The sequence below is a fragment of the Rhodococcus sp. 24CO genome, assembly GCF_050586165.1.
Taxonomy (GTDB): Bacteria; Actinomycetota; Actinomycetes; order Mycobacteriales; family Mycobacteriaceae; genus Rhodococcus_F.
This window is the reverse complement of the sequence record NZ_JAZFNF010000006.1, coordinates 124,943-137,476: the sequence shown is the minus strand read 5'-3', so window position 1 is coordinate 137,476 and position 12,534 is coordinate 124,943. Positions and strand designations below refer to the sequence as shown.

At 60.7% G+C, this 12,534-nt stretch carries 16 protein-coding genes; 8 read left to right on the top strand and 8 right to left on the bottom strand.

Features of this window, described 5'->3' with window-relative positions:
• Window positions 1-51: 51 nt before the first annotated feature.
• Genes V2B23_RS15965 through V2B23_RS15950 form a run of 4 tightly spaced genes read left to right on the top strand, consistent with a single transcriptional unit; the run spans window position 52 to window position 3,433 of the window.
• Window positions 52-1,632, top strand: a complete 1,581-nt coding sequence (locus tag V2B23_RS15965; protein WP_430951560.1) for a flavin monoamine oxidase family protein — start codon at window positions 52-54, stop codon at window positions 1,630-1,632.
• A gap of 36 nt (window positions 1,633-1,668) precedes the next feature.
• Window positions 1,669-2,340: a Rid family hydrolase gene (locus tag V2B23_RS15960; protein ID WP_430951250.1), complete on the top strand. Its 672-nt coding sequence runs from the start codon at window positions 1,669-1,671 to the stop codon at window positions 2,338-2,340.
• Window positions 2,340-2,534, top strand: coding sequence for a Sec-independent protein translocase subunit TatA (gene tatA / locus V2B23_RS15955; protein ID WP_430951249.1), 195 nt, complete (start codon window positions 2,340-2,342; stop codon window positions 2,532-2,534). Before V2B23_RS15960 ends, tatA begins: the two co-directional genes overlap by 1 nt.
• 20 nt (window positions 2,535-2,554) lie before the next feature.
• Complete coding sequence (locus V2B23_RS15950) at window positions 2,555-3,433, top strand: DMT family transporter (RefSeq protein ID WP_430951248.1); 879 nt, start codon at window positions 2,555-2,557, stop codon at window positions 3,431-3,433.
• 11 nt (window positions 3,434-3,444) lie between these two features.
• Here the strand turns inward: V2B23_RS15950 and V2B23_RS15945 are convergent, their stop codons facing one another.
• Genes V2B23_RS15945 through V2B23_RS15930 form a run of 4 tightly spaced genes read right to left on the bottom strand, consistent with a single transcriptional unit; the run spans window position 3,445 to window position 6,444 of the window.
• A complete protein-coding gene (locus V2B23_RS15945; RefSeq protein WP_430951247.1) occupies window positions 3,445-4,062 on the bottom strand; it encodes a class I SAM-dependent methyltransferase in 618 nt (205 codons plus the stop codon).
• The gene (locus V2B23_RS15940) at window positions 4,059-4,817 is read right to left on the bottom strand and encodes a PIG-L deacetylase family protein (protein WP_430951246.1); all 759 of its coding nucleotides are present in this window, start codon (window positions 4,815-4,817) and stop codon (window positions 4,059-4,061) included. The genes V2B23_RS15945 and V2B23_RS15940 overlap by 4 nt, the downstream gene beginning before the upstream one ends.
• The gene (locus V2B23_RS15935; protein ID WP_430951245.1) at window positions 4,811-5,749 is read right to left on the bottom strand and encodes an acyl-CoA dehydrogenase; all 939 of its coding nucleotides are present in this window, start codon (window positions 5,747-5,749) and stop codon (window positions 4,811-4,813) included. The genes V2B23_RS15940 and V2B23_RS15935 overlap by 7 nt, the downstream gene beginning before the upstream one ends.
• Window positions 5,746-6,444 carry a glycosyltransferase gene (locus V2B23_RS15930; protein WP_430951244.1) on the bottom strand — a complete coding sequence of 233 codons (699 nt, stop codon included), beginning with the start codon at window positions 6,442-6,444 and terminating at the stop codon, window positions 5,746-5,748. Before V2B23_RS15930 ends, V2B23_RS15935 begins: the two co-directional genes overlap by 4 nt.
• 284 nt (window positions 6,445-6,728) lie before the next feature.
• On the opposite strand from V2B23_RS15930, the gene V2B23_RS15925 reads away from it, so the two are divergent.
• Entirely contained in the window at window positions 6,729-7,376 is a 648-nt protein-coding gene (locus V2B23_RS15925; RefSeq protein WP_430951243.1) for a HemK2/MTQ2 family protein methyltransferase, read from the top strand.
• Between the two features lie 105 nt (window positions 7,377-7,481).
• Here the strand turns inward: V2B23_RS15925 and V2B23_RS15920 are convergent, their stop codons facing one another.
• The 3 genes from V2B23_RS15920 to V2B23_RS15910 form a co-directional block, all read right to left on the bottom strand.
• Window positions 7,482-7,685 carry a cold-shock protein gene (locus V2B23_RS15920; RefSeq protein ID WP_003943666.1) on the bottom strand — a complete coding sequence of 68 codons (204 nt, stop codon included), beginning with the start codon at window positions 7,683-7,685 and terminating at the stop codon, window positions 7,482-7,484.
• Window positions 7,686-7,974: 289 nt separating this feature from the next.
• Window positions 7,975-8,349 (bottom strand): ATP-binding protein, encoded by a 375-nt coding sequence (locus V2B23_RS15915; protein WP_430951242.1) that lies wholly within the window; start codon window positions 8,347-8,349, stop codon window positions 7,975-7,977.
• Window positions 8,350-8,610: 261 nt separating this feature from the next.
• Window positions 8,611-9,387, bottom strand: a complete 777-nt coding sequence (locus tag V2B23_RS15910) for an ANTAR domain-containing protein (RefSeq protein WP_430951241.1) — start codon at window positions 9,385-9,387, stop codon at window positions 8,611-8,613.
• Between the two features lie 361 nt (window positions 9,388-9,748).
• Here V2B23_RS15910 and V2B23_RS15905 point away from each other — a divergent pair, with 361 nt between their 5' ends.
• Window positions 9,749-10,003, top strand: a complete 255-nt coding sequence (locus V2B23_RS15905; RefSeq protein ID WP_430951240.1) for a hypothetical protein — start codon at window positions 9,749-9,751, stop codon at window positions 10,001-10,003.
• A gap of 3 nt (window positions 10,004-10,006) precedes the next feature.
• A complete protein-coding gene (locus V2B23_RS15900) occupies window positions 10,007-10,342 on the top strand; it encodes a hypothetical protein (protein ID WP_430951239.1) in 336 nt (111 codons plus the stop codon).
• A 252-nt stretch (window positions 10,343-10,594) separates the two neighbouring features.
• Here V2B23_RS15900 and V2B23_RS15895 read toward each other — a convergent pair whose 3' ends face one another.
• Entirely contained in the window at window positions 10,595-10,945 is a 351-nt protein-coding gene (locus V2B23_RS15895; protein WP_430951238.1) for a helix-turn-helix domain-containing protein, read from the bottom strand.
• A gap of 1,263 nt (window positions 10,946-12,208) precedes the next feature.
• Between V2B23_RS15895 and V2B23_RS15890 the strand changes: the two genes are divergently transcribed.
• Window positions 12,209-12,505, top strand: coding sequence for a hypothetical protein (locus tag V2B23_RS15890; RefSeq protein WP_430951237.1), 297 nt, complete (start codon window positions 12,209-12,211; stop codon window positions 12,503-12,505).
• Window positions 12,506-12,534: the final 29 nt, after the last annotated feature.

Sequence of the window (12,534 nt, the reverse complement as noted above, 5' to 3'; positions counted from 1 at the left end):
TCGCCGGGCGCACACTTGGGAGCTTGAATGTCGTACACACGTAGATCTTTCATGCGCAGTCTGGGTATCACCGGCGGCGCGGGCCTGGCACTGGGAGCGATGGGGTCCATCGGTTTGGCACCGGCAGCATCGGCGTCACCGCGACGTTTTCAGGCGCCGGCAGCGGGTGACCTGATCGGACAGGTCAAGGGCAGTCATTCAGTTGTCATCCTGGGCGGTGGCCCGGCCGGTCTGTGCTCGGCGTACGAGCTGCAGAAGGCGGGATACAAGGTCACCGTCCTCGAAGCCCGCACTCGACCGGGTGGACGAGTGTGGTCGATTCGTAACGGGACGGAGGAGACGGACCTCAACGGCGAGACCCAGACCTGCACATTCTCCGAGGGCCACTTCTACAACCTGGGCGCCACTCGAATCCCACAGAATCACAACACCATCGACTACTGCCGCGAGTTGGGCGTCGAGCTTCAGATGTTCGGCAATCAGAATGCCAACACGCTCGTGAACTACACCGGCAGCAAGCCCCTTGCCAATCAGTCGATCACGTACCGCGCCGCCAAGGCTGACACCTACGGTTACATGTCCGAGCTGCTGCAGAAGGCCACCAACCAAGGCGCTCTCGACGAGGTTCTCACGAAGGAAGACAAGGAAGCGCTGTCGTCATTCCTCAAGGACTTCGGCGATCTGGGCAGCGACGGACGCTACGTGGGATCGTCGCGCCGCGGACACTCCGTCGAACCGGGTGCCGGTTTGAACTTCGGCACCGAGATCGAACCCTTCGGGATGAGCGATGTCATCCAGGGCGGTATCGGACGCGCGTTCTCCTTCGAGTTCGGCTACGACCAGGCCATGACCATGATGACCCCCGTCGGCGGTATGGACCGGATCTACTACAAGTTCCAGGACAAGATCGGTATGGAGAACATCGAGTTCGGTGCCGAAGTCAGCGGAATGAAGAACGTTCCCGAGGGAGTCACCGTCGACTACGTCGTGGACGGCAAGGCCAAGTCGATCACCGCCGACTACGCCATCTGCACCATTCCGCCGCACCTGATCAAGCGCCTGAACAACAACCTGCCCTCCGACATCCTCCTCGCTCTGGACGCAGCAAAGCCGTCGTCGTCCGGCAAGCTCGGCATCGAGTACTCGCGTCGTTGGTGGGAGACCGAAGACCGCATCTACGGCGGCGCATCCAACACAGACCGCGACATCTCGCAGATCATGTTCCCCTACGACCACTACAACTCCGACCGCGGAATTGTTGTCGCGTACTACAGTTCGGGTAAGCGTCAGCAGGCTTTCGAATCCCTGACGCACAAGCAGCGTCTCGCCAAGGCCATCGCCGAAGGCTCGGAGATCCACGGCGAGAAGTACACCCGCGATATCTCCTCGTCCTTCTCGGGCAGCTGGCGTCGTACCAAGTACTCGGAGTCGGCCTGGGCATCGTGGGCCGGAGCGGGAGATTCGCACGGCGGCATGGCAACTCCCGAATACACAAAACTGCTCGAGCCCGTCGACCGCATCTACTTCGCCGGTGATCACCTCTCCAACGCAATTGCTTGGCAGCACGGCGCTTTCACGTCGGCGCAGGACGTTGTCACTCACCTGCACCAGCGCGTCGCGCAGGGCGCATAACAAACAAGTACTTACCACCACTTTCGAGGAGTCACCATGAAATCTCGCACCACCAAAGTTGTTGCCGCAGCGTTTGCCGCGTCCGTGCTTCTCGGCACTGCCACCGCGTGCTCGTCTGATACCGCCGAGGCGGAAACCGCCCCAAGCTCCTTCATCTCGAGGTCGGTTCTCGAAGCCGGACAGGCCAATCCGATGATCGCGCAGGGTGTGGCCATCGGCGCCGACACAGCGGTCTACAAGACCAGTGGCATCGGACCGTCGGCCGGAAACAAAGCCGCGCCCGAAGGATCGCCGGAGTCGTACATCGACTCACAGTTCTCCGGTGGCGTACTGCCGGCCGGTGTGACAGTCACCGAAGCACAGGGCATCAACGTGCTCAAGAAGATTCGCGACAATCTCGAAGCCCAGGGACTGACACTCGAAGACGTGGTCACGATGCGCGTCTTCCTCGACAACGCTCCCGGATCGGACAAGGCCGACTACACCGGCTGGAACCGCGCCTACCGTCAGTTCTTTGCCAACACGAACCTCGACTCCGGTGAGACGGAGTTGGTTCCGATGGGAACTGCGGCACCCATCGCGCCGATCGAACGAAACAGCGCTCGCCCCACTCGCTTCGCGCTCGAAGTTGCCGGACTGCCGGTTGCCGGCTGGCTGGTCGAGGTCGAGGTCGACGCGGTGTACCCCGAGGGTAAGGAACCCGCCTGATGGGCGCGCTCAGCCCGACCCACTGGGCCATCGTCGCGGTAGTACTGCTCGTGTTGTTCGGTTCCAAGAAGCTGCCGGACGCGGCCCGCGGGCTGGGGCGGTCGATGCGGATTCTCAAGTCCGAGGTCGGTGAACTGCAGGCCGATACCGATCTTGCGCTCGAATCCGATCTGGCGCCGAGCAAGAAGTACTGATCCTGTGCGAGGCTGACGAGGTGTCACACACCTTTCTCGCAGTGTTGTTTGCCATCGGTGCAGCGGTCTGTATCGCGATCGGCACGGTAGTTCGACAACGCACGGCAGCAGTGGTCCCGGATGATTCCATCGGCGCACTCGGGCCGATCACGACGCTCGTGCACAGCCCGATCTGGTGGCTGGGCACGATCGTCGGGATGGTGGGCTACGCACTTCAAGCTGCCGCGCTCGGAGTGGGATCGCTGCTGCTGGTACAGCCGCTTCTGGTGTTGTCCCTGCTGTTTGCGCTCCCACTCGGGGCGAGATTCAGTGGGCGCACGATCAGCGCACGGGAGTGGTTGTGGGCGGCAGCGCTTACCACGTCGGTGGCGGTGCTGATCATCGTCGGTGACCCGCGGCCGGGGCAACCGCGAGCGGAAACGCAGCATTGGGTCATGATCACGCTGATCGGGCTGCCGTTCGTCGCGCTGTGTCTTTTCGGAGCACATCGGCGCACGGGATCGGCGAGGGCATTGCTCCTCGGAATTGCGGGCGGCTCACTGTTCGGAGTTGCTGCAGTGCTCACCAAAGGTGTTGTGCACTTGCTGACGCTCGGACCGTCAGCCGTCCTGACATCCTTCGAGTTCTATGCCCTTGTCGCGGTTGCAGCGGTGGCAACCTCGGTGCAGCAGTCGGCTTTTCAAGCGGGTGATCTGCAAGCGTCGTTGCCGGCGACAACGATCATGGAGCCGGTGATCGCGTCGCTGCTCGGGTTTGTGGTTCTCGGTGAGTACCTCGACGCGGACCGCACGGTGGCCGCGGTTCTTGTTCTGGCCGTTGTTGCCATGATCGCGGCCACCATTGCCCTGGCCCGCAATGCGGCCGGCAGCGAGGTTTCGGTGCCGCAGAAAGTTGGCTGAAAGCTCCGGCGTCAGACGAGGCCCTCGGCCCTGGCCACAGACGGCGGTTGCCGCGAGTCCTTGACCAGTACGTCGATCACGACGTCTTCGTCCTGATAGGCCGCCAGCTGGGCCAGGCCGGGAGTCTGCCGCACTACCGCGTGAACGCCGTCGCCGGCCTGCGGGTATTCGGGCACGATGTGACGCCAATGGGCACACACAAGCGTGCCACCGGGTCCGAGGTGTTCGACGGTACGACCCATCGCTTCGGTGAGCTTCTCGACGCTGAGGTAGTAGCCGATCTCGCTGAGCACAATGAGGTCGAAGGTGGCGTCCGGCCAGGCGTCGTCGCCCAGGGCCCATTCCCTGAACTCGACGTTGTACCCGGCGAGTCGTCGACGAGCCGTCTCGAGCGCTGACGGCACGATGTCGGTGGCGATCACCGCATCGCAACGCTCCGCCAACATTTGGGTGAGGACCCCGATGGAACATCCGGGTTCGAAGGCCGAGCGGTATCGGGGCTTGGGCAGCATTGCGGTGGTGAGAGCGTATTTTCTCTTTTCGTACCAGCGTGTTTCGAAGTCCCACGGATCCGACTGAGCTGCGTACATCTTGTCGAAATAGTCGGGAGGAAGTCGCGGATCACTCATACGAACACGGTCTCATAGGTGCGCAGCAGCCGGGCCAGGGCGTGGGGCGGGAGTATCGGTTGATCGGCGGGATGATCGGAGAGCGGCAAAATCTGGGTGGTGAACTGTTGCACCGCAGAGGTTTTTGCTTGACGCACATCGGCGGGCAACGTGATGGTGTGCAGGCGATCCCACGGAACGCTCGGGTGTTCCGGGGTTGCCCAGTGCCACGTCCAGACGGGGTATTCGATCAGGCGAGCACCGGTGTCGGCACACGCCTGCGCTGCCGCGGCTCCGGTTGCCTCGTGGTCGGGATGACCGTCGCCGCGCCATGTCGAAGCGCACCAGGTTCCGTCCGGGGCTTCGGCGAGAATCTCGCCGAGTCTCTCGGCAAGCTCACTGCTGTGCGTGCGGATGTCTCCGTCAGGCAGCATCAACCGGATCGGGGCGGGGATACCGAGTTCCTGTGCCGCTCGGACGGACTCGACCCGTCGACGCTCTTCGAGCTCGGTTCTCGTGAGGGTGGGAGAACCGGGGTGTGAAGCGCCGCCGTCCGTGACGGAGACGATCTGAACGTCGATGCCCGAACGCGTCGCCATCAGCGCTGTTCCGCCGAGGCCCAGAATCTCGTCATCCGGATGTGGTGCCACGACGACCAAACGTGTACACGCTGAAAGATCGAGCTCGGGGAAGGGGCGCTGCCACTGCTGCCAGACGGATTCCGGTGTGCCGCCGTCGTCGACGGGTTTCTGCGCGAACAGTTTCGAGTTCACCACGTCGACGATCCTTGTGCCGCCAGGCGACCGAGCTGAGCCAGATCCTTCTCGGCGTGGCTTTGCCGAAGGTAGACGGTGAGATCGGCAACGCGCGCCGCATGGTCGCCGTCAAGACAGAGGGGTGCTGCTCCCAGAGCTCGCCCGACTCGATCGAGGGTCTCGGTAGCTGCCCGTTCCACGATCGATCGAGCTGCCAGCGCTCGCTGTTGTGCCTTTCCGTTCTTGTCGAGCGGATCGTCGTCGATTTCGGCTGCGGCGGCGTCGAGGGCGTAGCGAGCAGCTGTCAACGCGGCATCAACTGCCCCGAAATGCGCCAGGATGTAAGGGTCTTCGGAATGCGCTGCCTTGTTCCTCAACGCGTCAGCGACACCACACGCGGCGCCGTACCAACATGCGGCCACCCCGATTGCCCCGTGCCAGAATCCCGGCCGGGTCAGGTAGTCGCCGATGTTGCCGACGGGAATCGCGGGGACGGCATCGAAGTCGACTGCACTGGAATCGCTTTCGGCCATGCCGACGGCCTTCCACGAGCCGGGGACCGGATGCACGCCGGGTAACCCGAGTTCGACGGCAAACAGCGAGGGTGTGCCGTCGATCAGTGCGGTGACCAGAGCGTGCGTGCAGATACTTGCTCCCGAGCACCACAACTTACGCCCGGTCAGCGTCCAGATGCCCACGTGCTCCGAGGCATTCACCACCGGCTGCGGTGGTTCAGCAGCCCACACGCCCCACAGTTGCCCAGGTTCGGGTTCCGGTCCGTCCAGCTCCGCCAGTATCGCAACCGCGTCGGTGTGCGCCTCTGCCAGGCGGCCGAGCACGACATTGTCGCGAGCGAGTTCGGCGAGGGCATTCCATCGCGCTGCCGTTGCGCCGCTGCCCGGCAGGGGCAGGTAGAGGTCGGTTTCTTTCAGAAGGGTTTGTAGTCGTGTCATCGCGCCACATCCACTGTCTCGCTGCCGAGTTCTCGTAGGTGTCCGGCAAAACCACCGGGTGTGCGTCCGTCCGTGCGAGCCGAGGTTGTGACTGCAATGTCCTGTGCCCACGCGATCCTGGCACCGTCTTCGCTGAGACGACGAACCAGATCGACGTCCTCACCTTCTTCGAGATGGGAAAATCCCCCCACGCTCCAATACCTGTCGGCTCGGATGCCGAGGTTTGCGCCGTGGATGTGCCCGTGTCGACCGGCGGGATGCGCGTGGTACCTCTGCTCGTAGAGCTGCTGGACGGACGACGGCTGATCATCCCAGTCGGCGATGCGAACAGTTCCGGCAACAACGTCCGCGCCGCGCGCGTACTCGAGTTGCCGCGCAAGCCATGTCGGGCCGACAACAGAATCCGCGTCCGTAGTGGCAAACCACGTCGACGCGGACGCACTGAGACTGTCGGTGCCGAACGTCGAGAATCCGGTGGCACGAGATTTCCCGACATTGTGGTGCTGTGCTCGAATGACGTCGATGCCGCTCGGGATCACTTCGCTCGATCCGTCGGAGCAGCTGTCCAAGACCGCGACGATCCGAACGGGAACATCGATCCGACGCGTGGCTTCGAGCAGTGCGTCGATGCAGTGCGGTAGGTCGACGGCTTCATTGTGGGCGGGGACGACTACAAGAACCTGGTCGATGGTCATAGCGACGATCCTTTCCTCACCCATGTGTCACGCCGTGTTTCTTCCGGCGCGGACTTTCAAGGAAACCATATGGCCGCAGATTTACCGGCCCTTCCCACGGTCCGCGCACGAGGCGAAAGATGTTTGTGTGAAACATGTCTCGATCGAGTTTGAAGAGACGAGGAAGTGGGTAAACCATCGCGCCTGGCGCGGCGTGGATGGTGTGAACATGTGCCTCGTCGGGTAGCCGACTTCAGCGAGGGATTGAAAGATACCGCGCTGACCATGCCACTGAGGAGTCGATCATGATCGTGCGCTTGCCAGGCGTGTACCCACCGCAGCACGACACATCCCTGCTGAGCGACGCTCTGCTGTTCGAGCCGTTGACGGCCGGCAGCAGAGTGCTGGATCTGTGCTGCGGAACCGGCGCTCTGTCCATTGCAGCGAGGCGCGCCGGTGCGGGGCACGTAGTAGCGGTTGATATCTCTCGTCGTGCACAGGTCAACACCTGGCTCAATGCCGTGGTCAACAGAAAACGCGTCGACGCACGCCGCGGTGACCTGACGGATGCGGTGGGCAGCGAGTTGTTCGATCTGATCATCTCGAATCCGCCGTACGTCCCTGCACTGGACGACGCGTTGCCGACGGCGGGCATTGCGCGTGCCTGGGACGCGGGGAAAGACGGACGCGGCGTGCTCGACCGGATCGCGGCGAGTGCACCCGATCATCTGGTTCCGGGCGGGACGCTGCTGTTGCTCCAGTCCGCGCTCTGTGGAGTCGGCAAAACTGAGGCGATCCTGGAGGAATTCGGGATGCAGGTCGAAGTGTCGGCGCGTGCGTCGGTTCCGTTCGGCCCGGTGATGACTGGGCGCCGGATGATGCTGGAATCGCGCGGGCTGATCACGGCCGATCAGGATACTGAGCAACTGGTGATCATTCGCGCAACAAAATGAGCAGCAACAACAAGAGCAGGGGGAGAACACATGAGAAAAGGCTGGATGCCTGCAGCTTGTGCGGGCGTCCAGCCTTTTCAGTCTGAAGTCAGACGGGGATCGAACTCAGATGGCGCGAACGTTCTGAGCCTGGGGGCCCTTCTGGCCCTGTCCGATCTCGAACTCGACCTTCTGGCCCTCGTCGAGGGACTTGTAGCCGCTGCCCTGGATCTCCGAGTAGTGAACGAACACATCCGGTCCGCCACCTTCCTGCTCGATGAATCCGAAGCCCTTTTCACCGTTGAACCACTTGACACTGCCCTGAGCCATAACCAAATTCTCCTGGATCCATCGAGCCGAGCCCTCCCATCGAGAGTTCGGTCTCACCCTTGATCCTGCCATGCACTTCTTTTTCTGTCTTCGATAACTTCCACAAAACCTTGACGAGTATCGACAATCAGGACATCGACTCACGAGTGCGATTCACCTAATAGTGACTCTGACCTGCTGTGGAGTTGTGTCTGAGGGGCTTGCGCGTCATGGGAGTTGTTGCGAATTTTTTTACGCTCGGCGTGTCATCGAAGGCCGGCAGCCGGGTGGAGAATCCATCCGATACGTGTTACTCGGGGCGGCGAAGAAGGTTCTTTTGCAGGGTTACCGTCACGGTAGCGGCGTTATTTGCATCACGCCGGGAAGCGTCGTCGGTCCCTATGTACGCAATTGCGCCTTGGCGCACAACGTCGAGTTCGACGCTGTCTGTAAGCGACTCGAGCACAAACCAGCTGAACGAGCTTTTGCCGGCGGGCTGCCCCGCGGTCGAGGTTGCCGACACGGCGATGCGGAGTGCGTTCTCCGGGGCTGTGAAAGTGCAGGTGATGTCGGTACCTGGTGCTGCCAGCGCAATCAGCATGCTCGCTGTTTCGTCGATGGCCAGTTCGAGGTCGGCGACGCCGTCGACGTCGAAACCGTGGTTGTAGGCGATGTTGCAGGTCATTCCACGTAGGGTGCTGAGTTGGTCGGCTGCGGCGCGCACTCGAATACAGGCGAGTGTAGGGATTGTCGATCCCGCGTGCAGATCAGTCGGCAAGGTTGTCACTGGCTATGCTCCTGGGTCGTGTCGTAGGGTCTGAAATCGGGTAAGCGAGGTTATAGTTACTTCGCTCCACAGACAGAGACATACCCCGGTGTAATTCGTTATAAACCGATGGTTGCGAAAAGTGACGTACGTCGTACCCTTGGTTTGTTTTGCCCAAAATTACTCTGACGCTTTGGCGCGCTTCACTATCTCTTCGGCAATGACATGCAGCTTCTGCTGCTTTCGTTGCGACTCCTTGACCAGGACGTCGAACGCCGCTTCGGAACCGAACCCGTGTATTGCCATCAGGATTCCTTTGGCCTGTTCTATGGTTGCCCGGGACTTCATCGCTGTGTTGAGACCCGCGATTTCGTGTTTCGCGAACTCGATTTCCCTCGACACGCGTAGTAAACCCTCGATCGAGGTTGTGTACACACGCAGGATCAACGCGTCTACTTCGCTGAATCCGTGGGCGCCACGGCTGTAGATGTTGAGTGCTCCAGCGTGCCGGTCGTAGATCCAGATGGGGGCGGACAGGAAACTCTGTACTCCCGCTCCGCGAAGATTTGCTGTGAAGGTCGGCCATCGCAGTTCGGAATCCGCGACGGTAGCGCGCACGACCGATCGCGTCCGCGCGGCCTCGAGACATGGGCCTTCCCCGGATACGTACTGTTCGAAGTCGACATCCAGGACGGCTTTGTTAGTGCTCGCTGCGGTCCTGGGGACCCCGGATTCGGAGAGAAGAGTCACCCCGGCCATGTCGGCTCCGGAAATAGTCTCCACAGTGCGTACGCATACCTGCTTCAAAAGGGCGTCGGTTGCGTTGCCTGGACCTACGCGTGCGGCGACATCGGACAATGCGGTGACGAGCGCGTCGAGTTTCTCGATGAGCTCGCCTGGATCAATGTCCTCGCCCAGTGCTCTGTCGAGGACGCTGTCTTCAGAGCGCTCCTTCATGCCTACCCCGCTCAACTGGTTACTCAGGCCGGCCCGTCATCGATGGACGCGAGTGTCTGACGGACTACATCAGTATATTGTCCGAATTTGTGGCGGATCGGGTTTCTAATTCACGAAATGCAACCGAAGCGTCACAATCGTTTTGGTTCATAACGACGCCACCGCACGTTCGATGTCGACTCGCGCCCCGATTGCGTCGCGCAGAGCTCTAGCGGCTCGGCCGCGCTTGTCATCATGAGCTGCAACTTCGAGAGCATTGCTCAGATAGGCGGCCGGCACTATCGCCAGGTCGCGGTCACGTACCGAGCTTTCGAAGATCTGGAGTAAGGACTGAGCGAACCGACGGGTGATTGTTCGGCAAGTGTTACTGCAGTCGATTTGGGAGGTGGCAGGTGGCGTCGTTCATCGCCGACTCCGACTCTCGGACGGGGAGGCGGCAGCGATTGAGGAATCCGCTTGGGGGTTTCAAGAGTTGCGGGCCACGGATTCGATCCGTGTCGAGATCGTGGGTGAATCCGTCGAGGAGAGCTTTGAACCGCACCGTGATCTAGTGCACCGTAACCCGGTGGTGCTGAGCGCGTTGGCAGGGTCGGTGCCTGCCGCGTATTTCCGCTGAGGCTTGCCGAGCGGCCTCTCGGTGCACTTGCTGTGTTCACGACCGATCCGTGGAATTCTCGCCCCCGGGGATAACGCATCCGCCCAATCGCCGGCTGATCTGGCTGCAATTGCACTGTCGGCGTCCGACGTCGACGGACGGTCTGAAGCGGCAACCCTTGCAGCACAACATATTTTGGCCTCCAGTACCGTGGTAGAGCAGGCCGCTGGAGTGATTGCCGAACTCGATCAGGTCGACATCGGCTCTGCCATGAAGACTTTGGCTGTCCGGGCACAAGCCCGGGGGATGACCGTTGCGCGGTATGCCGAGCATGTAGTCGAGGATCTCGAATTTTGTTGATCGCAGGATTTTGTTGATCGATATCCTTGCGGCGTAGGAATTTTCAGCGTGGTGGGTAGGACTTTGGTCCGTGTGTCTGGTGGACGTAGTGCGCGAGTGTGGAGAAGGGTGGAGGTCCAGGCGGGCGATCACCAAATGGAATCTCAGTTGGTAAGCCCGTGTGGTTGCGGGCGGGTGATTCGGTCACGAGGATGGCGATAGATGGTGGACCGGCGCAAGTGTTCGCAGGATCGACACCCGTTTCGAGTTATCTCACCAGTCATTACTTGCAGTGTCGGCCGTTCGGCTAAGTATTTTTAGTGTGGAGTCTTCGCGTCGGGAGAGCGCTGCCAACAGTTCCTGTGTGCTGAGCTCCGATGTCGGAAGTCCGTCGGGTGAGGCCTCCTCGACTGTCAAGTACTCCGCAGCGATCAGGATCTCCCGGATGGGGGCATTGAAGACACGACTAGCCAAACGCATCGTCTCCTGAGTGGGCGGACGCTTCGACCCGAGCCAGCGTTTCAACTCGGACGGTCGGATCTGTAGCGCACGCGCAGCATCGGAGATGTCTTGGTCTGGGCGAAGTTCTAGTTGACGCTCGACCCATCGAGAGAAACCGCTCATAACGGACATATTGCCTGAGTGTGGGTTCGTGCACCAGTGGCTGCTGCGATTGCTTGTGTGACATTGTCGGTTGCGCGACCGTTCGGCAACTTTTCCATGCCAACTGCGCATTCGGATAGTTACAAAATGCGAGCCCGGAGACATTGCGGCGGGGCTCATGCCTCGCGGCATGAATGGTGCTGTATCGGGGAAAGCTGCAGTTGCCAGGCTGCCCCGTCCGGTTCGATTTTGACGATCATGGAGTCAGAACGCGTCGCGCGTTTGTGGAGCAGTGCGCGGTACAAAGTGAGTAGTTTTGGAGCGGTTGGTCGTGGGGTTTCAAGCCCTTTGCGTCACCCCGTGAGTCCGTCGGAGTGACACGATTCCTGGGTGACGAAAAGCACTCGATCTAGACGAATGTTCTTGTGCACCGATCCCACTGACCGGTTGGGATCGCTGCTTGTGAGCGGATTGTGCATGCTTGCCGCAGGGGCGGTTGCTTGCGGACTTCTCTACGACCAAAGTCGTTGGGGCCGAGCTCGAACGGGCAGAATGGCCTTAGTCGGGATCAAAGGCCTATGCCTCGCGGATCAAAGAAGTGGCGTATGAAACGATCTGTCAATGTAAAACATCAGAGACACAGGGGTAAGCGCGGCGTTAGACGTGTAATCCTGTAGATCGGCTGAAGACGCGGCTGGACATCGCCCTGTGCATCTTCAGCGTGTTTGTCGCCATCTGGGGAGTTGTCTACGATCAAGGTCGCATGGCCGGGCCTATTGGTTTGGGCACTATTTCGCTGCCGGTTGAGATCACATGACTCACGTACGGACCCATAGTTGGTGAGGAGTTCTCAGCCGGCAAACCGCGGCTCCGATAGATTCGTCTAGATTCGTCGCGCAGTATCGATCTGGACTTGTCTCGACTTTTCCGTGCCGATCGCGTATCCGGCCAGTTTCAAAACGTGCAATCAGATGTCATTTCGCCTGGATACCCGCGTTCGTTTGTATGAACCGTAACACCGAATCGCAGCGGAACAATGGCAGGCGTGGAACTATCACCGTGCTGAACTGGCTGTTCTCCAAGGGAGGCGTTCACAGTGACGCGTTAGATGGGTGATTTCCGTCGATGCCTGTGTGGTGTCGGTGGTGATTGTATTTACGGGCCCCATCTTGGTAGGTGGCGGCTCGGGCTTCGTCGGAGTGGTAGGTGTCGGCGCAAGTAAATTCCTGGTTGAGTGGAAGCCCGATCCTCAATACCCGGGGCATGCTGTGCAATTCTGGGCGGATGGTCACTGAGACCGGAGACCTTAGTCTCGGCTGCGTACTGCGCGAACAAACCGGACCGCATGAGATGATTCTGAGAATGTGGAAACGGACAGGCGCTGCATTCGAACGCCTGGTGGGCGACTCGGCCAATGCGGTGTACGGAATCCCCGTCGATGGTGAGTATCAGTGTAAGTATGACCAGCCAGCAGAGGGCTGCCTCATCATGTTCCCGCCGAATCAGGGGTACCGCGAAGACGGCATGTGCTTCTGCTCGGTGGAGCGTGCGGTCACGGACAAAGAACACTCAATCATGTAGTTGGCTCTGACTGCCAGAAATAGGAGCCC